The sequence below is a fragment of the Clostridium swellfunianum genome, assembly GCF_023656515.1.
Taxonomy (GTDB): Bacteria; Bacillota; Clostridia; order Clostridiales; family Clostridiaceae; genus Clostridium_AT; species Clostridium_AT swellfunianum.
The window spans coordinates 4,726,311-4,747,948 of record NZ_JAMOFV010000006.1 but is presented as its reverse complement, the minus strand read 5'-3'; the positions used below and the strand labels follow the sequence as shown (position 1 = coordinate 4,747,948).

Sequence of the window (21,638 nt, the reverse complement as noted above, 5' to 3'; positions counted from 1 at the left end):
GTATTATGGTGAGTGATTTTAGTGTAATCACCTTAAAATACATGAAAAACACTATGTACTCCCCATAATATTTGACTCTACATAATGTCTCAGGATGTGGGCTGTCAAATGCTTTGCTATTCCAGCCTCCCTTGCAGAGTTCTTCAGCTTTCTGTTGATGTATGAAGGGCAAATGCCTCCTGATTTCGTGCAAAATAGTCTATCTGTATTTTGACCATTTCTCCAAGCCTGTACATAGTCCATTAGGAGTGTTCTTAGCTTAGCATTCATTGGTATGCTCCTGTCTTTGTTTCCTTTTCCACTCTTTACAAGTATGACATTGTTTGTGAAATCAATACAGTTCATAGTCAGATTCACGCATTCGCTGACTCTCAGTCCTGTATAGTATAGAGTCTGAAAAATGAGCCTTATGAGAGGTTCTTTAGTTGCTGAAAATAGAGCTTTGACTTCATCTTCTGTTAGGCTTACCCTTTCTTTATAGTCCAGCTTCACATACGCAACTTCCTTTGCAACATTGTTCTTGCAGTAGTTTTTCTTTGTGCAGAATGTGAGGAAGCTTTTTATAGTGATTAGAAGCCTCCTTCGGCTAGCAGGGGCATAGTTTCTTTCCTCCAGTACATATAGAAGAAATTCCTCTATGTCTTCTACTGTTATCTCATCTACATACACCTCGCCATTGTATTTTGAGTATAGGTACTGTCGAAAAAGCTTCATGTCTTTTCCATAGCTTCGTATAGTTTCTTTGCTTTTTTGCATAGTCAACATATTTTTTTCAAACAACTCATTTGCTTGTATTAGTATCACCTGAATCCTTCCTTTCTCTAGGTGCAATGGGTGATTACTTGTATTTGTCAGGTATGAGATTCCAAAGCTTTTCAAAATTCACTCCGCTTTCCTTTGCCACAGTACTTGCAGCCTTACTCGCCACAGCTCCTTCCAGTATCATCACTATTATTCTTGCTATCAGTATCAATAGTTCCATCTTACATTCCTCCAATTCTTTTTCTTGTTAGTCCATTAGAAATTCCATTATGTATTCATCAAATTCCTTACCAAATTGCCCTATCGGGTAGTACACAGATAGTCCAAAGGAATCATTGCAAATCCAGATTATCTTCAGCATATCTCTTCCATCTACTCTTGTTCTCAATGCAAACTCTGGAATAGACATTGGTATTGTCTTGCTTCCCTGCATTAGTCCGTATTCATCCAAAATATCAACTTTGTCGTTATGTTCTATCACTAGAATTGGTCCGACTTCTTCTAGGCTGTATTCTCTCCATTCATTTCCTACTATTCCTTCAGCTATCTCTTGGAAATATCTTTTCAATTCATCCTTGAATACCTCTGAAATTGTGTTGATTTTTCCTATCTCATCAAAAGTATATATTGTTATCATTTCTTTTCTCCTCTCTATAGTAGGCTTACTGCCCTCATCTTTTCCTCTTTGCTGCTGTTGATATAGAACTTTGCTGTTGTTTCTACACTACTATGACCTGCAAGTTTACTTACAGTTGTCAGGGGTACTCCCTTACTCACAAGCCTTGTACAGAATGTATGTCTTTTATGGAGAGCTCTACATAAGAGGCATTATGTAGAGTCACACATTATGTGGAGTAAACTACATGTTTCCTGAATTTATCTTATTTTTATCATAAAACACTCACCATAATATGGCAATACTTATCTTATCTATAAAAAGAAAGGATGAGTATTATTTTGGATAACTTACAATCTATCAGCAATGCAATTAACTCGGTTGTAAAAATAATGGCAGAACGCGAATATGCCATTTCCACCATCAAAAATCATCGAGGTGTACTTAACAGCCTCCTAAAGTTCATGAAGGAAAAAAACATCACAAAATTAACAGAAGAGGTTGGAATGGATTATATTAAGTGTAAAACTGGCACTAAACTCCAGGGATTCTGGGGGTCTTCCGACCGTAAAACAGGTAGGGTGATGAAACCTGTTCAAAATCTTCTAATCTTTATGGAAACTGGCGAACTATCCTTCTTTATTCGATCACATATACAACCATTTATTTGTCCACCTGGCTTTGAGAAAGAATATAAGCAGTTTCAACAAGAATATCAAGAACGTAATTATGCAGATGCAACTATAGTATGTAACAATAACATAATACATAAACTTCTCACTTTCCTTGATGAAAAAGGTATATCTAATTCAGGCAAGATCACATCAGTTCTTATTTCTAAGTTTTTAGCTAACTATGAAGAATCAAAACCAAAGTATGTAGCCACTGTTGTATATGTGTTGCGTAACTATTTATCTTTCCTGAAGGAAGCAGGATTTATAAAAATAGATATTGCCTCATCTTTACCGCATATAAGAATCCTACGGAATGCCTTTATTCCTTACTCATGGAAAACAGAAGATGTAAAAAAACTATTGTCCATTATTGATAGGGGAGACCCGAAGGGTAAGCGTGACTTTGCAATACTGCTTCTCATTGTTCGTCTTGGTTTAAGAGTTAGTGACATCCGCAGGATGCAGCTTTCCAATTTGAATTGGAGTCGTAAGACAATCAGTATTATAATGCAAAAAACCTGTAAAGCAATAGAGTTGCCGATTCTAGATGATATAGGTTGGGCGCTCATTGATTATCTTAAGAATGGCCGCCCTAGAACAGCGAGTAACAGGATATTTGTCAGACATAGAGCTCCTTTTGATGCCTTCGGCGAAAACGAGTGTTTTCAAAGAGAACTGCGCCGCTACATGGAGGCAGCGGGGATTAATATTCCATCTGGTGTCATTTGTGGTATGCATTCACTAAGAAGCACCTTAGCCAAAAATATGCTTGAAGCGAAAGCTCCTTTGTCAGTAATTTCAGAAACACTGGGCCATCAGAGTATAAACACAACCAGTATCTACATTAAGATAGATATTGAAGGGCTGAGAAAATGTGCCTTAGATCCGGAGGAGGTGTTCCAGTAATGAAAGAAAAATACCAATGGCAAAGCGATATCTCCGATATGCTTATATCTTATCTTAAGGAGAAACGAATGACAGGATTTCGATTTAACCAACAGGAACACTATTTGAAAAGATTCGATGAATACTACTCCAGAAATGGTTACTCAGGCTCACGCCTGACAAAACCCATGCTGAATGAATTTATTTATTCAGCTGTAGAACGTCCATCTAGCTACTACTTGAAAGAACGGCTCATGCACGATTTTGCCTTGTTCCTTACGAAGAATGGATTTCATGAAGTTTATGTGCCTGAAATCAAGTCAGCACCACAGAATCAAGGCACTCACGTACCGTATATATTTACTGAAGAAGAAATGGCACAAATCTTCCATACAATTGACTCTTGGAAGGATTCATTTTATACCAATAGGAGTATTATTGACCCTGTATTCTTTCGACTTCTTTATGGAACTGGCATGAGAATTTCTGAAGCATTAAACCTCCTCATAAGTGATTTCAGTCCTACCGAAGGTATTTTGACTATATATCACGCTAAAAATAATAAAGACCGTATAATCCCTCTTTCTCCCAGCCTAACGGAACGCATCATTGAGCTTAAGGAGAAAATCCATAGATATTCTAATGATAGTGCTTATCTATTTACTACAAAGAACAATAAAAGAATTGATCAGAGCACAATGTACCGTCGCTTTCGCGACTATCTGCAGAATGCAGGTATATCACACACAGATGCAGGACCTAGAGTACATGATTTGAGACATAATTTTGCTGTAAAGTGCCTCAAAGGCTGGGTTCTTTCAGGTGAGGAATTGACCAATCTCCTTCCATATCTTGCAGCATATATGGGGCATTCAGATTTTAGAGGTACACAATATTATCTTAGGCTAACTGCTGATCTGTATCCTAATATCATTAATCGAGTTGAAGCAGACTTTGGTTACGTTATACCGCTAGGTGGTGAGTTTGATGAATAATGCTGATTTTCCAAGATATCTTTCATACTTTTTATCAAAATACCTTCCTGGACAGAAAAATGCGAGTGTACATACTATATCATCGTATCGCGATACTTTTAAACTCTTCTTGGTATTCTGCACAACAAAAAGGTCGATGAGACCTGAGACAATAAGCATGAATCAACTGACAAAGGAACTTGTTGTGGAATATCTTCAATGGCTTGAAGAAAAAAGAGAATGTTCAATTTCAACACGTAACCATAGACTAGCTGTACTACATTCATTTTTTCAATATGTACAAAAGGAAGTTCCTGAAAACTTATTTGAAATACAAAAAATCCTTTCTATTCCAAACAAGAAAAGTCAGAAAGGGTTAGTCCAGTACCTAACGGGTACTGAAATAAGAATTCTGCTACAGCAGCCTGACTCATCTACTTACGAAGGATTTCGGGATATGGTGCTTCTATCAGTTTTGTACGATACTGGTGCAAGAGTTCAAGAACTCACAGAAATTAGGATTAAAGATATACGGCTTTCTGATCCCTCAGTAATTACCTTGCACGGTAAGGGCAATAAGATTCGTCAGGTTCCTTTAATGGGCGGGACATCAGAACTACTTGAAAAATACCTTAAAATAAAAAAGTATCATTTTGGGCTTGCAAAGACAGATAATTACCTTTTCACAAATCAAAAGAACCAGAAGCTATCTAGATGGGGAGTTTCCTATATTTTAAATAAGTATGTGGAGATGGCAAGGGAAAAATCTTTATTTAAAGTTAATTTTCATATAACTCCTCACGTGCTCCGTCATGCAAAAGCCATGCACTTGCTTCAATCAGGAGTAAATCTCATATATATACGTGATTTTCTTGGGCATGCAGATTGCTCTACAACAGAGATATACGCGAGAGCGGACAGTGAAATGAAAAGAAAGGCTATTGAAAATGCATATGTTGATTTAGTCCCCGATGAAATTCCAAGATGGGAGGAAGATGGAGATCTAATGAAGTGGTTGAATGGCTTATGCGAATAGAATAGCTTTTAAGTATTATGGTGAGTGATTTTAGTGTAATCACCTTAAAATACATGAAAAACACTATGTACTCCCCATAATATTTGACTCTACATAATGTCTTTTATGGAGAGCTCTACATAAAAGGCATTCATTTGCAACTCATCTTCTTGAGGGCGGTACTGACTTGAGATTTATACAGGAGTTGCTAGGGCATTCAAGCTCTAAAACCACTGAAATATATACTCATGTTACTCAGAAAAATATTTCAAATATACAAAGTCCTTTAGACAAGCTTGGCACTAGTAGAAATTTTAAGTTATGAGGGGTGGGAGATCTTAAGCTATAGTAATATTTCCCGACATGAACGTCGGGAATACTGCTAAAGTTAGGTATATCCAGACAGTAACAGAAGGAATATTTAAGTTAGATGTAATTTTAGATAAACAGAGTGACAGTTTAAAAGTTTTTTATTTGTTTTTTAAGGACGGACTTGTAAATAAGTGCGAACGGAAGATTATTTATATTAGGTGGTGTATAGAATGCCAAATGGAATTGTTATTTTTGGTGCAAATGGATGTGGCAAAACTACATTAGGATGTGAATTGGCTCGTAAACTAAAAATTAAACATTTAGATGTTGAAGACTATTACTTTGAAGAATCAGAAATTCCTTACTCCAAACCACGCTCTAAAGATACAGTGATTGAATTAATGCTTGTTGATATAGAGAAATGTGATTCATTTGTGCTTTCATCTGTAAAAGGTGATTATGGTGATAAAATTAGTTCTATGTATAAATTAGGTGTATTCCTATCTGTCCCGATTGATATACGTTTAGAACGTGTGAAACGCAGGTCATTAGAACAATATGGAGAACGTGTTTTAGTAGGTGGCGATATGTATGAGCAAGAACAAGGTTTTTTAGAATTTGTTAGAACTCGCAATCTTTCAATTATTGATGAATGGACAAAAACATTAGCTTGTCCAATACTTCATCTTGATGGCACTAAAGCAATTTCAGAAAATATTCAATTAATAATTGAGGGATACAACCGCACAAAATAAGCATAATCAGAAACTGTGTTACCACGCACTTTTCTTTTAATGCGAATTAAATTTAAGGTTAAAAGAATAGACTCAGCTCAAAGTGTAGCGGCTAAAACTACATCTAACAAAACATTCAAGTTCGCTTTGGCTAAACTAGGGTCAAGCCTCTGAAGGAGCCAAAGCACATTCCTTCACCAAGCCAGGTCTGGCTAGGTTCAGGAACGTCTTGAATGCGAGACGTTAGATGTAATTTTAGATTAACAGAGTGGTAGCTTAAAAGTTTTTGTTTATTTTTATAGGGACGCAATTGTAGAAAACTGCAAAGTAAAAATTATTTATATGATTTGCAAACAAATAGTAATTTGTCTATGAGATTTTAATCAAGAATTATATATTTAATGTAGGAGGTTACTAAATGAAGTCTAAAATTAAAATAGGTATTAAAGTAAAAATTTTATTTGGAATAGGAATCGTACTATTAATGTGCTATTTTGCAGGCATATTTTATATTTACAATATTCAAGAGTATAGCCCATATGCTTCTACTGGGGCTGAACTCGATGTTTTAATTCACAGCGTACTGTTTTTGCCTCCAACTGCAATATGCTTGATATTATCTCTCATATTACACATAAAAACAAAAAAGTGAATCTTATTGTCTATTACGAGTATACAAATTCCAATTTGTCTAAATGAACAAATGAGCATAATGTGTGGCTTAGTTAATGCATATTTTTTTATAATGCGAAATTGTAAATTATGACATATAAAAAGTTTGAATAGAAAGTATGTGAAACTAAATGAGAATAATGTTTTTAGGTACTTCAGCGGCAACATCATGTCCGTTGGTCTTTTGTAAATGTAGAGTATGTCAAAGTGCTCGAATAAAGAAAGGAAAAGATTTAAGAAAAAGAGCATCCTTGCTTATAAATGAAGATTTACTTATTGATTTAGGACCTGATGTTGTAACTTCATCTGCTATGTATAATATTGATTTGACCAAGGTCAAATATATCCTACAAACTCATGGACATTCTGACCATTTTGCTGCAGGACACTTAATAACACGTCTTAAAGAGTATGCAACAGAAAATATAGAACGTATTGATTTATTAGCATCTATAGACACCGTAAAGTCTTTAGATAAATGGCTCAAAACTGAGGAATCTAATGCCGATTTGTTTGATTCAAATTGGCTAGATATACTTAGTATGGATATTAAGTATATCGATAATGGGGATTGTATTAAGATAGGTAAATATTTTATTACAGCTATAGAATCTTTACATGATGTTAGTGAGAACTCCTTAATATTTATAATTAGTTCCGATAATAGAAGTATTTTGTATGGAACTGATTTGCTGAGGTTATCCGATAGGGCATGGAATATTTTAAAAAAGTTTAAGCTTGCTTTAGTTATTCTTGATCATACATATGGAGAAGGTTTTAATGCTGGTGGATATCTGGATGCAGGACAAGTTATTGATATTATTAGGAGAATGAAAGAAGAAGAGATTATTGATGAAAACAGTATAGTTTATGCAACACATATATCACACGAGGGTAATGATATTCATGAGGTGATGGAAAAGTTAGCAACAAAAAGTGGCTATCACATCGCTTATGACGGATTAGAGATAAGTTTATAAATTTTCTTTTGTGTTAATTATAAATACTTAACTACACAATATTCATATTATGTGAAGCAAATTTGAATTTTTGATTGGACTCAGCTCAAAGTGTAGAGTCTAAAGCAGCGTATAACAAAATGTTGCCGTTCACCTTGGCTGGTGAACTTTTTTTATGTAGGCATGTGTAAAATTGTGGGTTATAATCAATATATAGGTTATGTACAAAGTTGTCGCCAAGGTATATTTCTTTACCGGTGCAAGCACGCCAAGGGGTATTCCTTAAGGGTCTGGTTCAGAAACGTCGGCAACACGGGAACGTTATCTGAAAGAGTAGTATAATTTCAGAGCAAAATTATAAGTTAAATTACAAAATCAATAGTTATAAAAAAGTAAAAAATAAGTTTGTTAGGATTATTTATATAAGGTGGTGTTAGTTATGGATACAACAGAGTATATCTTTGACCCAGGTAATCCATGGATTTCTCAAGAGTTTATTCTTTATAGAAAAGATTTTGATAAAAAAATAAATGAACTTATATTAATTGAAAATATGTTTGATATAAGCTTAATAAAGGACTATTGTATGCTACTGAATAATGCTTTTAGTTTTCAAGTTCCGTCGAGCAACTTGGATGATACGATAAAATATATACATGATTTAAGTAGAAAACAATACTTTACGGATTCTTTCAAATCATTTTGGAAAGGAAACGAACTTATAGGGTTTTATTGGCTTAACGGAAATATTGTGGATAAACTTGTAGTTAAACCTGATTTTCATCGATTAGGGTATGGTACATACTTATTAACACATGCTTTTAAAAATATTTTCTCAAATAGTGACTACGAATATGCCTCTCTGTCTTGTATGTTACAAAATAAGAATGGGTTGGCCTTTTATCGAATGTATGGATTGGTCGAAGGTATAATTGAATAGTTACACTATGAGCATAATTCAAAGTGTATAAATACTAATAAATATATCTATCTGTTAATCTAAATCTTATGGAAAGTCATTAAAGGTTATATTGTTCCTTCAGATAACAGTGCACTCAAGTTCGCTTTGGCTGCATGTTATTCTAGCCTTCGAAGAAGCCAAAGCACATGTCTCAGCTAACCGAGCCGGAACTTAGAAAAACTAACATAAGAGCTATGTAAGCTTTTCTAAGTTTCTGTAACGCTGAGGCACGTCGTGAGTGGGAGACGTTATGTGCAATCCCATATTGAGAAGGAGGTTTAATCATGGAACTAAGTAGAGAAAAGAAGCGTATTCCAAAAGTATTATATTTTTCTATTGTATCAAGTGTTTTATTGATGCTTATAAATATTTTCAGATGGCGCTTAATTGAAATTATTACAGTGTTCTTAGAACCTTTAGTAGAATTGTTTATTGGCTTGTTGTTTTTGGGAGGAGTGATTTGGAGCATAGTATACTTTATACGAAATGTGCGAAAAGAAAGATTTGGAGTAATTATTCCTTTTGCAATTAGTATAATAACAATACTAATTGTTTGTTTTGTTCCATTTACGAATATAATTCTTGGAAGAGACTTTAACATAAATCTTAAAGACAGAGAAAAGGTTGTTTCTATGATTAAATCAGGTGAGTTAGTGCCTAATGTCTCTTATAACATTTGTGAAGAATGTGTTTGGTGACTGCACATAACAAAATACACCCGTTCGCTGCGCACATTTGACAGCCTAAGATAGGAGCTATCTTAGGCTAGCAAACGTCGTGAGTGCGAGATGTTATACGTAATTTTAGTTAAAAAGAGTGACAGCTTAAAAGGTTTTTGGATTTGGTTTTATTGGGACATAATTATGGGAAAAGACGAAGTAAGTAGTATTTATTTAATCATATAATTGGGGGATATGCAAAATGAGAATATTGGTAATTAACGGCAGTCCACATAAAGGTAATACATGGAGGTTAACCGAGAAAGTAAAAGAACAAATACAAGAAATTGATAATACAGTAGAATTTGAAGAGATACATTTAAGCGAATGGAATGTTCCATTCTGCACAGGTTGTAGCCTGTGCTTTAGGAAAGGACATACTTTTTGTCCTCATAATCAATATGTAGAGCCTATTATGGATAGGATTGGAAAATGCGATGGAGTAATTTTTGCTGTTTCCTGTTTTCAAGGTGCCATTCCCGCTATTGCCAAAAATTTTACCGACCATTTAGCATTTTTGCTTCATCGCCCAAGATACTTTGATAAAAAGGCTTTAATTATTTCCACTACAGGTGGTGTTTCTGCAAATAGTGTTACTCAATCTCTTGCAAATACACTACCAGGATGGGGATTTAATAAATGCTATCAATTGCCGATTGTTGCATTAAGTTGGAATGACTATAAACCATCGGAAAAACACATAAAAAAGGTTTATAAAATTTCGAAGGCATTTTATATAGATTTAAAATCAAGAAAGCTCCACTCTCCCAAAATTGGAGTTTTAATTCCTTTCAACTTATTTCAAGCCATGTGTGAAGAATATGCACCCGGAACAGAATACGAAACACAAGACGGAGTTTTTTGGAAACAGTATGTAGGTATGAGATATGCTTCAGGAATTCCATTGCCAATACATAAAAAAGTGTTTGGAAAACTGGTCTATCGAATTGGAAAATATCTTTCACCAAAAATGATTGTTACATATAAAAAATGAATATTATCTGTTAATGAGTCTTTCGGTATATTTTTAATACGAAATTAATTTAAAGATATATAGATTAGATTCAGCTCAAAGTTTAGTAATTAAAACTACGTATAACAATGCATTCAACTTCGCTTTAGCTTAGTTAGGGTCAAGCCTTCGAGGTAGCCAAAGCACATCCCTTCACCAAGCCAAGTCTGGCTAGGTTTAGGCACGCCGTGAGTGGGAGACGTTATCTAGAATTTTAGGTCTGTGGAAGTTTATGATTACGCACGTAGTGGCCTTTATTTTTATTTACACATAGAATAAGCTCCGAGGATGGAATAGATCGAATTAAGGATTAATCTTTTCAACTAATGTGCGAGTTAATTCACGCATTACGTTATGGGTTTGATTGAGTGGCTATGGTAGCATTAAGTTATGAAATTCAAGGAGGTTATTAAATGACAACGGTTAAACTTAAAATAGCAGAGTTGAGAAAAGATAAGGGAATTGGTCAGCAGGATTTAGCAGATGTATTAGGTGTGTCGTTCCAATCAGTAAGCAAATGGGAGACAGGTACGACTATGCCAGATATTACTTTGCTACCATGCATAGCTGAATACTTTAGTGTTTCAGTTGATGAATTATTAGGTCTTAAACCACTACGCCATAAGGCATACATACCGAGAAATTCAGATAATCGTGATAGCTTTAATGGTAAGACTGATAAACTATATAAGAATAGAAAATACTTTTGGAACGATGACTATCTAAGATTTCTAGTTAAAAATGTTTGGCATGTAGAATCGCCAATAGATGTTATTGAATTCAGGTGTGGTGAGGGTTCATTAGGGATGAAGCTGCTTGAGATTTTACCTGAGGGAAGTACTTATACAGGGGTGGATAACGAATATTTTACAAATAAAGCTAAAGTGAATTTTAAAAACACTGTATTTGATGTAGAGTTTATAACATCAGAAATATATTCTCTCGAAACAGATAAGATGTACGATATGGCTGTCTGTCAAGCCGGATTACGGCATATGAATAGACCTATAGAAGTATTAAGAAGAATGGTGGCTTCTGTTAAGATAGGTGGTCTTGTTGCCTGTGTGGATGTTAACAGGGAATTTGAAAATGATGGATTATACATTGATAATATTAACTATGATTATCTTTGCACAGCCTTTGATTTCCATAAGGTGTGGAAAAAAGAACTGGAGTGCGAAGGAAGAGACTATGCAATCGGAATGCGGCTTCCATTTTATATGCAGCAATTAGGTTTGCATGATATTGATATTCGTATGAACGATAAAGTAATGTATGTAAACCCTGATAGTCAAGATTATGAGGAAAAAGTACAAGATTTTATTGAAATCAATGGATGGGATAAGCCTCTTAACTTATCTGAAAGGGAAAATTTGATTGAATTATTTATGAATAGAGGAATTGACAGGGCTTCCGCTGAATCCTATTTCAATATGCAGTCTAAAATAATAGAGTATTTTAGAAGTATTGAAAGTAGAAAATCATTTTTAAAAGTACAGGGATTGCTAATTACATACGGGAGAAAATAAGCGTTGTTAGTAGATAAGTAATAAGAAACTCCTTTATATTGTAACTACTTAAAAAAATATAAGAGGGGTATCTTACGTATCTAGAGAATAAAAGACCAAAAACATCAGATAACAGTATGTTGCCGTCCGCTTTGGCTGGACGGCTTTTTACATATAGCAGTGTGTAAATATATGGTTTATAATCTATATATAGGTTAGTGGTAGGAAGTCGCCAAGGAACATTCCTTAAGCAAGCGCGGTCGGGCTAAGGTTCATGAATGTCTGCAGCACGAGATGTTATGCGCCATAAGCTTACTGGAAATACTAAATAAAAGGAGAAATAAATTATGAGAGACTGTGTTTTTTGCCGGATAATTAACAAAGAAGAATATGCGGAAATTGTTTATGAGAACGATTATGTCATTTCGTTTTATACCATAACACCAACAACAGATGTCCATGTTTTAGTTGTACCCAAAAAGCATATAGTAAATATTTTAGATATTACTGATAATGATCATATATACATCACAGAAATGCATAAAGCTTTTATTCATATTTCGAAACTGTTAAATATAGATGACTCAGGATTTAGAATTGTAACCAATACAGGTAAACATGGACAACAAGAAGTAATGCATTTACATTATCATTTAATAGGAGGAAGGCAATTGAAATGGGAAATGTAATCAAAAGGAAGGAAATAGAAGAAAAGATTTCTACTTATATTCAAAGTAGATTACATGTTCTGCTCATGATTACGATCATACATTAAGAGTAAAAAAATAGCAATTGAACTCGCACAATCATTTGATATAGATAAAATAGATGGGATTGGTGCTGTAGGCGTTGCTAGGTTATTTGTAATGAGTAGCAAGTATGGTAATAGTATATATTATAATCCAATAGGAAGTACAAATGGATTTGCTGCTCCAAATATCGAATTTAAAAGGGAACATTTTAATATACTAGATAAGTTACATCTAGATAAATCAAAAGAAATAGCTGAAGAGAGACTTCGCTTTATGACTAAATTTTTCATAGCTATGGAATGTGAAATTAAAGCATACGATGTGAATTTTCATATAAATTTATAGTAAATCAAGGAATAGGGCATGCAGTTCCTCAAGATTTGCCTAATAAATTAAATCAATCAATTAAGTTTATATGTAATTTTAGATAAACAGAATGGTAACTCGCAAATTTTCACATGATTTTTTCAAACGCAGATGTAAAACAATATAAATTAGTGGATGAAGCTTGTAATCTATAGATTTTGACTTGGTGGGGGGAGAAGTAAATGAAAAAACTAAATACTTTGGGAGATGAAATAAATAGTGGCTTTAAAGAAAGAAATAGGGCTGCAGGGATAGTGTTAAATGATAAAAATGAAATAATTCTAATGAATTTAACAAATATGTATTTTCATATGTTACCGGGCGGCGGGGTGGATTCAAATGAAAATATACAAGAAGCTTTATATAGAGAGTTAAAAGAAGAAACAGGTGCAAATATTCAAATCATAAGTGAGCTAGGTATAGTTGTTGAAAACTTGCAAGAAAGAAGAATGAAGCAAATTACATATTTTTATCTTACAAAAGTAAGTGGAGAGATTCAAGAACCTAATTTTATGCCAGATGAATTGGAACAAGGGTATAAAGTAGAATGGTACTTAATAGATGAGGCTATAAAAATTCTTGAAAAAGAAAATGAGTACGAAGAATACATAAAGCAAAGAGAATTAATAGCATTAAAAGAAGCAAAAAAATACTTAGATGAAAATAATTAAGACTTCAACTTCACCTTAAAATGTCACAATTCTCTTAGTTCGTTACTATGTTAGAGATTATTCTGTAACAAGTTTAAAGTTATCTGGATAGACTTAATTTAAAGTATTGTGTTTAAAACTACATATAACAATAAATTTCTGTCCAGCTTGGCTTGAGAAGATAGCCAAGCTACACCTGCGACACTAAGCCAAGTCTAGCTAAGTGTCTCGGTGCCGGAAATTCGAAACGTTATACGTAACTTTGTTGATAGAAAGTAATTATATAAAGATTTATATATTAGGAATTATTAATTTAAAACTATAAAAAATAGCGAAGTAAAGATTGATTGTATAAAGGATGGTGAATTAATTTGGAACAAATGCTATTTGAAACAAGATTGGATTTCAGAAATTGGTTAAATAAAAATTGTACCACAAGTAGCGGGATCTGGTTGGTGTTTAGTAAGCATGTAAGTATTAAAACTCTTAAGGCTAGTGAAGCCTTGGAAGAAGCGTTGTGTTTTGGGTGGATTGATGGTCAAATGCAAAGTATAGACGATACAAAGTATTTAAAATATTTTTCATCAAGAAGAAAAGGAAGCAAGTGGTCAGATAAAAATAAAAATCTTGTAAAAGAACTTGAATGTAAAGGAATAATGACTGAATTTGGACGAGCTAAAGTTGAAGAAGCAAAGAAAAACGGAATGTGGGATGCACCTAAACCTGAACCTATAACAGATGATCAGGTGCAAATGTTATCAGAATTAATAAAAGATATTGAACCAGCTTATAGAAATTTTAATTCTATGTCTCCATCTGTTAGGAAAAATTATACTGGACTATATTTTGATGCAAAATCTGATGATGCTAAAAAGAGAAGACTTGAAAAAATTATAGACAGACTCAATTTAAATTTAAAACCAATGTAAGAGAAAAAGTGATTGAATATAATTGTAATCAAAGTATTTTTTATTGATTTAATTTAAAGTGCAATGGTTAAAGCTGCTTATAACAAAAAATTTCCATCCAGCTTGGCTAAGTGCCTCGGTGTCGGAAATTGGAAACGTTATTTGAAATTTCAGGTCTATTAGAGGTTACGTCTACGCATCTAGAGATTTTTTAGAGTTTTAACATAAACATAAGGTGCAATTGTAAAAATTATGAAACAAGTTAGAGGGGGATTATAATGAAAATTTCTGTAAATGAACTATTAAATATTGAAGAATTAGATACAAAAGCCATATTTGAAGGGGATAAGTATCCTTGGGAAGCTCTTACAAAAATTAAGAATTTCATTATTGAATACGCAAAGAATCTGCCAAGCGATTTTGAAAGAATAGAGGAATTTGTGTGGGTTGGCAAAGGGACTACTATCGAAAAAAGTGTTCTTATAAAAGGTCCAGCAATTATCGGTTACAATTGCGAAATCAGGCATTCCGCTTACATTAGAGACAATGTTATCATTGGTAATGATGTTGTAGTTGGAAACTCAACTGAAATTAAAAATTCAATCCTCTTTAATAAAGCGCAGGTTCCCCATTACAATTATGTCGGTGATTCAATATTAGGGTATAAGGCCCATTTGGGGGCAGGTGTAATAACATCCAATTTGAAGTCCGATGGAACATTAGTAAAAGTAAAATATGGTACAGATATTATTGAAACTGGTTTAAGGAAATTTGGTGCAATTGTAGGTGATTTATCGGAAGTAGGATCTAATTCGGTTTTAAACCCAGGGACAATAATAGGAAAAAATAGTATCGTTTATCCATTAAGTTCTGTAAGAGGTTATATTCCAGAGAAGAGTATTTCGAAAAACAATGGTGAAATTGTAGAGAGAAAGCAATTATACACATGTTAATAGAGATTATTCTCAAAAATGATAAAACAACACATTGGGATTAATATTAATCAATGATAGGAAGTTTAGAAAATGAAAATATATATTGTTGGGGCAGTTTCAAGTGGTAAATCCACTCTTGCAAAGAAGTTTTCTGAAAAGTTGAATATTCCTTATAAGTCACTTGATGAAGTTGTACACATACCGGACAAGTCACATCCTTGGGGAAATCGTAAAAGAGAAGAAAAAGAGCGGGACAAGATATTTAGAACAGTAATACAACAGTCAAAATGGATTATTGAAGATGTAGGTAGGCCTTGTTTTGAAGGTGGGCTAAGGGAAGCAGATATAATTGTTTTACTGGATGTTCCAACTAAAATAAGAACTTACAGAATAATTAAGCGTTGGATAAAGCAACGTCTTGGTATAGAAAAGTGTATTTATAAAGCGGATTATAAGATGTTAAAAAGTATGTTCAAATGGTCAAGAAATTATGATACAGGGAAGGATAACTTAAAAGAACGAATAGCAAGATATGAAGAAAAAGTTATTACTTTAAGAAACAATAAAGATATTGATTCATTTTTCAGCCAAAGCATTATCCATCTAGATTAATAGTGATTTATAATAGAAAAAATTAAGAAGCTTAAAAGTAAACTTAGCTCGATGTGTAGTGGCAAAAGCTACGTATAACAAAAAAATTCCGTTCTCATTGCCATGAAAAGATGGACAATGCGCACCTGCGACACTAAGCCAAGGCTGGCTAAGTGTCTCGGCGTCGGAAATTAGGAACGTTAGGCGCAATTATTTAAGTGTTAATGGAGGGTATAGGGAGAAATGGAAAAAGTGAACTATGTCACTGAGGAGCTGAGAAGAGAGATATTAGATTTCTTATACTTTGATGAGATCTATAACGCTATACTAATTGAGCAAATACAAAATAAGGCTAATAAGTACGATGGTTTATATATCAATAAGGGTGACGGAAAAGTAACAGATATATTACATATTAGGAATGATGGCAATTCAGACTTAACTAACTTTTCATACTCATCGGAACAAGGATTAGAAAATATTGCATACCAGATTAAAGCTTCAAATTTCAACAAAATCTTATTAGCTGGAAAACTAGAAGCAGTAAGTAGCTTGCTAAAAGTATTAAACAAAGAAAAATCTATAACACCAAACACTTTTTATAAGCTTGAGGAAGATAAATATAGAACTATAAATATAAAGTTACGAAGTGAAATTAGACGCGCTGCTACAAGTGACTGTGACATAGAGACAGTAAAAAAATTTACTGTGAAATTTTTTGAAGCTGAGACAGCTGAGGATATAGCAGAGGTTACTAATAATAAAAAAATATTAGATAAGATCAAAACAGGGGTTTATATACTTGAATTAGATAAGAATGCAATTGGAATGGCAAGATTTATAGGAAAAACTTCTAATTACGTAGAAATTACTAGTGTATATATTGATGAAAAGTATCGAAGGAATGGTTTTGGCAAAGAACTAATTTTTCATATGATTGAGATAGCAATTAATGAAGGAAGAACTCCAATATTAGCAACATCAATCTCAAATATTGCGGCTATTAAAACATACGAAAATATTGGGTTTGTAAAATATGGAGATTGTGCGTTTGAATTTTTAGATTAGGAGAACTACGCCTAACAAAATGCTCAAGTCCGCTTTGCATGAAAAGACTTCAAAGCACACCTGCGAAGCCAAGTGCAGTCGCTCTAAGTTTCTCGGCGTCTTGAGTACGAAGCGTTAGGTGAAATTAATTATGAAAAGAGAGATGATTTATGATGAATTTAAGAATGCTGTCGCATAAAAACAATAGTTTGTATTATCTTGGTATACTAGTAATAGTAAGTGCGTTATCGTTTTATGGCCTAGAATTTGAGTCTGTCAAGTTTAAGTACTTTTGCTATTTAGGATATTTTATATATTCAGCTTTTTTTATATATTGGATTTATTCTAAGGAAACAATTGGTAGTGATATATTACTTTTAGTTATTGCATCTTTTGTATATCTTGTCTTATTTTTTATTGATGAAATTCTTGCTATCCCATTTATTCTATTGTATATAACTGTAGCGTTTAAGAAGATAAAAATACGTTATATAAAGTTAGTAACCATGACAATGTATACATTAATAGTAGCCATAGGGATTTTTGCTCTAGGTATTAATATTTTGTTTGATGGTTTTTCAAGTGAAAAGATTGAAGACATTTATTATTCTCCGAATGGACAAAGTAAAATTACTGTAATATCAGTTGATCTCGGAGCTACTGGTGGAGGGACAAAGGCTTATATAGAAAAATCATATATGGGGTTACTAAAACTAAAAAGAAAGGTTTTTGTTGGAGGATTTGGAGAAGTACCCACAATCAATTGGGTTAACGATAATTCTGTAAGTATAGATGGAAGAATTATAGAACTTAGATAGTATGAGGATAAAACTACGCCTAACAAAACACATGGGGGGATTTTTGTGAAGAATTTAAAATTATCTCGTAATTTATGGTTATTTTCAGGATTTTGTTTCTTAATATCTTTTATGCTTAACGTATCAGACAAGAAATCAACACCTTCGATTGTTTTAAGTATGATTGCAAGCATTTTAATGTTTATCAATGCTTATATCAATCATAAAAAAATTATAAATAATGATAAGAATAAAACTAATAATGATTAATATAATGAACAATTTTCTTATATCGTCCAACAAATAAATAAATATAAAAAACCTATGCTAAAATAATTTTTAAAGCATAGGTTTTTTATATTTAAGCTGCTTTTATACTAACGTATTTTGCGACAGCTTCTTTATTATGAGTGCTAATTATTAATTGTTAATTGGCTATTAGCCTTAGCTGTATACTCCTTGCCATTAACTACTAAAGTTAGATCTTTATAGGACTCATTGCTGATTACTATGCTTTCCTTAGCTGCAGTAACCTTTAAAAGTGCGTCCCTAAACATAACCTTAAAGGAGAAGGAAGTCCAGTGACCTGGAATAAATGGGTTAAAGTGAAGTTTTCCATCTCTAACTCTCATGCCACCAAAGCCTTGAACTACAGACATCCAAGTTCCAGCCATGCTTGTTGTATGACAGCCATCCTCGGTGTCGTTGTTGTAGTTATCTAGGTCCAGTCTTGAGGTTCTTAAATACATTTCGTAGGCCTTATCCTGCATTCCAAGCTTTGATGCAAGTATTGCGTGAACACAAGGAGATAGGGAGGATTCATGTACTGTTCTAGGCTCATAGAAGTTGAAATTTCTTCTTATTGTAGCTTCATCAAATTTATCTTCCAGGAAGTATAAGCCTTGAAGTACATCAGCTTGCTTTATGAAGCAGGAACGAAGAATTCTGTCCCAAGACCATTTTTGATTTAAAGGTCTATCTGCTGGAGCTAATTCGCTTACAAGTATCTGCTCCTTATCCATATAGCCTTCCTGCTGCAGGAAGATTCCAAGCTCTTCATCAACAGGATAGAACATGTTATCTACTATATCTCTCCACTTAGCTGTTTCTTCAGCGTTAATTTGTAGCTTAGCTTCTAATTTCTTATAGCTTTCTGGTTCATTAGCCTTTAGATAGTCTATAACCTCTAAAGTGTATTCTAATGTCCAAGCTGCCATTCTGTTGGTATACCAGTTATTATTTACATTATTTTCGTATTCATTAGGACCAGTAACACCATGCATTACATATTTGCCTTTTCTAGGTGCAAAATGAACTCTTTCCTCCCAGAAACGAGAAATTTCTGCAAGCACCTCAAAGCCATATTGACCTAGATAAGCTTTATCGCCAGTGTAGTTTACATAGTTGTAGATTGCATAAGCTATGGCACCATTTCTGTGTATTTCTTCAAAGGTGATTTCCCACTCATTATGGCATTCCTCACCGTTCATTGTAACCATTGGATATAGTGCACCTTTTTTAAAGCCAAGCTTTCTTGCGTTTTCTTTAGCTTTTTCAAGCTGCTTATATCTATATACTAAAAGGTTTCTTGCTACCTTTTCCTCAGAGGTTGAAAGGTAGAAGGGAATACAATAAGCTTCTGTATCCCAGTAGGTGCTTCCGCCGTATTTTTCACCGGTGAAGCCCTTTGGACCAATATTTAGTCTTTCATCTTCTCCAGTATAGGTTTGATTTAACTGGAATATATTAAATCTTATACCTTGCTGAGCTTCAGCGTCACCTTCAATAACAATGTCGCTTTCCTTCCATTTAACCTCCCAAGCTTTTTTATGAGCTTCAAACAGCTTGTCAAAGCCAGTTTCATAGGCCTTGCTTAAAATTTCTACAGCTTTTTGCTCTAATTCTTCCTTTTCATAGTCTCTGGAGGTTACATTTGCAGCATACTTGTAAATAACTATTTCTTCGCCTTGAGCAGCATTAACTGTTACAATATTTGAAACATATTTTTCTTTCACATTAGTTTCTATTTCAGCTGAAATACCAGCTCCATTATTAACAATATTAAATTTCATGGCAGAGCAAATGTGGAAATCAAGCTTCTTAGTTTTCATAACTAGAGAAGATATATCTTTAGAAGCACTAATCTTAACCTCATCCCAGAATTTTTCGTCGTAATTGGAGTCTTCATTCATTATGTCTCCATCTAAGTAAGGGGTGATTTTAAGTTCACCGCTGAAATTAACAGGGGTGATAGAATATTTTATTGCTCCAACTTCTTTGTAAACTGAGCTTAAAAACCTCTTTGCATTTACTTTAACTTCATTTCCATTAGCTAGTACTGCAGTGAAGGAACGCTCTAAATATGCTTCCTTCATATTAAGTATTCTTTTAAAATCCTTAACTTCAGCCTTAGCTAAGTCTAAGGTTTCACCATTTATCTCTATATTTATTCCTATCCAGTTAGTTGAATTTAAAACTTTTGCAAAGTACTCTGGATAGCCGTTTTTCCACCAGCCAACTCTGGTCTTGTCTGGATAATAAACACCAGCCAGGTAGCTTCCTTGAAGAGAATCACCACTGTAGGTTTCTTCAAAATTAGCTCTTTGACCCATATGTCCGTTTCCAAGGCTGCAGATGCTTTCAGCTACTCTATTTTCATTTGGATTAAAACCTTCCTCTATTACCAGCCATTCATCAATTTTAAAACATTGCTTCATAGATATATCTCCTTTTCTAGAAAATTAACTTACTTTTATCTTCTATATTATATATAATGCAATAAAGTTCTTATATTAATGCTGTCACAAAATACCCAATCTTCAAGGGTTTTTGGGACACCATTAATGTATTAGAACTTTTGCATTATATATTAGTCAAATAGATTATACGGAAAATTATTATGCAAGCGTTTGCCTAATAATTTAAAATTAAAGGTTAGCAAGCGCAGCTAACCTAAAGTTTAAGCTTATCTAAGGTCATTCCTTCAAAGCCAGGAATTACAGTATTAGCTTTTTGAAGGATGTCAGCGGAACCAATTCCAACGCTGTACATTCCTGCATTTATTGCAGCTTCAATACCTGCCTGTGCGTCCTCAAATACAACACATTCTTTTGGGTCTACACCTAACTCCTCAGCACCTTTAAGGAAAACTTCAGGATTTGGTTTTGCATGAGTTATTTTTGTTCCATCTATAACAGCGTCAAAATACTCAACAATTCCTACATTATTAAGGATAGTCATAGCGTTTTTACTTACAGAGCCAAGAGAAATTTTTATGCCATTATCCTTAAGCTCCCTAAGAAAATCTAAAACACCTGGAAGTATTTCAGAGGAATCCATTTTTGAGATATACTCTACATACCAAGCATTTTTCTTTGCAGCATAGGCTTCCATTGCTGAATCATCAGCAGAAATTTCGCCAAGCTCTAGGAGTATTTCTAAAGATTTCATTCTGCTTACTCCCTTTAGCCTTTCATTATCTTCTTCAGTAAATTCAAAGCCAAGTTCATTAGCAAGTCTCTTCCATGCTAAATAGTGATATTTAGCAGTATCTACTATAACGCCGTCTAAGTCAAATAGACAAGCCTTGATTTCGTTCATTGAGTTCTCCTTTCAATCAAGTTACCGGAGAGCTTAAGCAGGCCTGCACTAATTGCAAACTGCTTATTAAAATCCAATAGGATTTTAACCTCTATAAAAGTAACAAGAAATGGCGATTTTACAGTTGTGCTAACGTGTGCATATAATCTTGCTACTAGTATATCACATAATTTTAAAAAGGTTAATAGA

At 33.6% G+C, this 21,638-nt stretch carries 24 protein-coding genes and 2 pseudogenes; 20 read left to right on the top strand and 6 right to left on the bottom strand.

Annotated features, from left to right (window positions below; translation table 11 throughout):
* Window positions 1–51 precede the first annotated feature (51 nt).
* From NBE98_RS22355 to NBE98_RS22340, 4 genes and pseudogenes are all read right to left on the bottom strand, one after another.
* Entirely contained in the window at window positions 52–804 is a 753-nt protein-coding gene (locus NBE98_RS22355) for a tyrosine-type recombinase/integrase (RefSeq protein WP_250817409.1), read from the bottom strand.
* A 34-nt stretch (window positions 805–838) separates the two neighbouring features.
* Window positions 839–982 carry a hypothetical protein gene (locus NBE98_RS22350; protein ID WP_250817408.1) on the bottom strand — a complete coding sequence of 48 codons (144 nt, stop codon included), beginning with the start codon at window positions 980–982 and terminating at the stop codon, window positions 839–841.
* 27 nt (window positions 983–1,009) lie between these two features.
* A complete protein-coding gene (locus NBE98_RS22345) occupies window positions 1,010–1,399 on the bottom strand; it encodes a hypothetical protein (protein ID WP_250817406.1) in 390 nt (129 codons plus the stop codon).
* A gap of 14 nt (window positions 1,400–1,413) precedes the next feature.
* A pseudogene (locus NBE98_RS22340) lies at window positions 1,414–1,551 on the bottom strand (tyrosine-type recombinase/integrase); the annotation flags it as partial.
* Window positions 1,552–1,770: 219 nt separating this feature from the next.
* Between NBE98_RS22340 and NBE98_RS22335 the strand changes: the two are divergent.
* From NBE98_RS22335 to NBE98_RS22240, 20 genes and pseudogenes are all read left to right on the top strand, one after another.
* On the top strand, window positions 1,771–2,958 hold the full coding sequence (locus NBE98_RS22335) for a site-specific integrase (RefSeq protein WP_250811129.1): 1,188 nt from the start codon (window positions 1,771–1,773) through the stop codon (window positions 2,956–2,958).
* Window positions 2,958–3,932, top strand: a complete 975-nt coding sequence (locus NBE98_RS22330) for a tyrosine-type recombinase/integrase (RefSeq protein ID WP_250811127.1) — start codon at window positions 2,958–2,960, stop codon at window positions 3,930–3,932. The genes NBE98_RS22335 and NBE98_RS22330 overlap by 1 nt, the downstream gene beginning before the upstream one ends.
* Entirely contained in the window at window positions 3,925–4,947 is a 1,023-nt protein-coding gene (locus NBE98_RS22325) for a site-specific integrase (RefSeq protein WP_250811126.1), read from the top strand. Before NBE98_RS22330 ends, NBE98_RS22325 begins: the two co-directional genes overlap by 8 nt.
* Window positions 4,948–5,083: 136 nt before the next feature.
* Window positions 5,084–5,251 (top strand): annotated as a pseudogene (locus tag NBE98_RS22320) (tyrosine-type recombinase/integrase); the annotation flags it as partial.
* Window positions 5,252–5,468: 217 nt separating this feature from the next.
* The gene (locus tag NBE98_RS22315) at window positions 5,469–5,993 is read left to right on the top strand and encodes a P-loop NTPase family protein (RefSeq protein WP_250817402.1); all 525 of its coding nucleotides are present in this window, start codon (window positions 5,469–5,471) and stop codon (window positions 5,991–5,993) included.
* 397 nt (window positions 5,994–6,390) lie between these two features.
* Window positions 6,391–6,624: a hypothetical protein gene (locus NBE98_RS22310; protein WP_250817400.1), complete on the top strand. Its 234-nt coding sequence runs from the start codon at window positions 6,391–6,393 to the stop codon at window positions 6,622–6,624.
* 151 nt (window positions 6,625–6,775) lie between these two features.
* Window positions 6,776–7,624, top strand: coding sequence for an MBL fold metallo-hydrolase (locus NBE98_RS22305; RefSeq protein WP_250817398.1), 849 nt, complete (start codon window positions 6,776–6,778; stop codon window positions 7,622–7,624).
* A 418-nt stretch (window positions 7,625–8,042) separates the two neighbouring features.
* Entirely contained in the window at window positions 8,043–8,543 is a 501-nt protein-coding gene (locus NBE98_RS22300; RefSeq protein ID WP_250817396.1) for a GNAT family N-acetyltransferase, read from the top strand.
* A 305-nt stretch (window positions 8,544–8,848) separates the two neighbouring features.
* Window positions 8,849–9,262 carry a hypothetical protein gene (locus NBE98_RS22295; RefSeq protein WP_250817394.1) on the top strand — a complete coding sequence of 138 codons (414 nt, stop codon included), beginning with the start codon at window positions 8,849–8,851 and terminating at the stop codon, window positions 9,260–9,262.
* Between the two features lie 223 nt (window positions 9,263–9,485).
* Window positions 9,486–10,277, top strand: a complete 792-nt coding sequence (locus tag NBE98_RS22290; RefSeq protein ID WP_250817391.1) for a flavodoxin family protein — start codon at window positions 9,486–9,488, stop codon at window positions 10,275–10,277.
* 431 nt (window positions 10,278–10,708) lie between these two features.
* Window positions 10,709–11,824: a DNA (cytosine-5-)-methyltransferase gene (locus tag NBE98_RS22285; protein ID WP_250817389.1), complete on the top strand. Its 1,116-nt coding sequence runs from the start codon at window positions 10,709–10,711 to the stop codon at window positions 11,822–11,824.
* Window positions 11,825–12,150: 326 nt separating this feature from the next.
* Window positions 12,151–12,492, top strand: a complete 342-nt coding sequence (locus NBE98_RS22280) for an HIT domain-containing protein (RefSeq protein ID WP_250817388.1) — start codon at window positions 12,151–12,153, stop codon at window positions 12,490–12,492.
* A 177-nt stretch (window positions 12,493–12,669) separates the two neighbouring features.
* Entirely contained in the window at window positions 12,670–12,900 is a 231-nt protein-coding gene (locus NBE98_RS22275; RefSeq protein WP_250817387.1) for an HD domain-containing protein, read from the top strand.
* Window positions 12,901–13,103: 203 nt separating this feature from the next.
* Window positions 13,104–13,592 carry an NUDIX hydrolase gene (locus NBE98_RS22270; RefSeq protein ID WP_250817386.1) on the top strand — a complete coding sequence of 163 codons (489 nt, stop codon included), beginning with the start codon at window positions 13,104–13,106 and terminating at the stop codon, window positions 13,590–13,592.
* A 359-nt stretch (window positions 13,593–13,951) separates the two neighbouring features.
* A complete protein-coding gene (locus NBE98_RS22265; protein ID WP_250817667.1) occupies window positions 13,952–14,500 on the top strand; it encodes a YdeI/OmpD-associated family protein in 549 nt (182 codons plus the stop codon).
* Window positions 14,501–14,757: 257 nt separating this feature from the next.
* Window positions 14,758–15,432, top strand: coding sequence for an acyltransferase (locus NBE98_RS22260; protein ID WP_250817384.1), 675 nt, complete (start codon window positions 14,758–14,760; stop codon window positions 15,430–15,432).
* Between the two features lie 72 nt (window positions 15,433–15,504).
* Window positions 15,505–16,026: a P-loop NTPase family protein gene (locus tag NBE98_RS22255; protein WP_250817382.1), complete on the top strand. Its 522-nt coding sequence runs from the start codon at window positions 15,505–15,507 to the stop codon at window positions 16,024–16,026.
* A 222-nt stretch (window positions 16,027–16,248) separates the two neighbouring features.
* The gene (locus NBE98_RS22250; RefSeq protein WP_250817380.1) at window positions 16,249–17,073 is read left to right on the top strand and encodes a GNAT family N-acetyltransferase; all 825 of its coding nucleotides are present in this window, start codon (window positions 16,249–16,251) and stop codon (window positions 17,071–17,073) included.
* Window positions 17,074–17,222: 149 nt separating this feature from the next.
* Complete coding sequence (locus NBE98_RS22245) at window positions 17,223–17,870, top strand: hypothetical protein (RefSeq protein ID WP_250817378.1); 648 nt, start codon at window positions 17,223–17,225, stop codon at window positions 17,868–17,870.
* Between the two features lie 45 nt (window positions 17,871–17,915).
* Window positions 17,916–18,119: a hypothetical protein gene (locus tag NBE98_RS22240; RefSeq protein ID WP_250817376.1), complete on the top strand. Its 204-nt coding sequence runs from the start codon at window positions 17,916–17,918 to the stop codon at window positions 18,117–18,119.
* 143 nt (window positions 18,120–18,262) lie between these two features.
* Here NBE98_RS22240 and NBE98_RS22235 read toward each other — a convergent pair whose 3' ends face one another.
* Together NBE98_RS22235 and pgmB are read right to left on the bottom strand one after the other, a co-directional pair.
* Window positions 18,263–20,566, bottom strand: a complete 2,304-nt coding sequence (locus tag NBE98_RS22235; RefSeq protein WP_250817374.1) for a glycoside hydrolase family 65 protein — start codon at window positions 20,564–20,566, stop codon at window positions 18,263–18,265.
* A gap of 235 nt (window positions 20,567–20,801) precedes the next feature.
* Window positions 20,802–21,449 carry a beta-phosphoglucomutase gene (gene pgmB / locus NBE98_RS22230; protein ID WP_250817373.1) on the bottom strand — a complete coding sequence of 216 codons (648 nt, stop codon included), beginning with the start codon at window positions 21,447–21,449 and terminating at the stop codon, window positions 20,802–20,804.
* Window positions 21,450–21,638 lie beyond the last annotated feature (189 nt).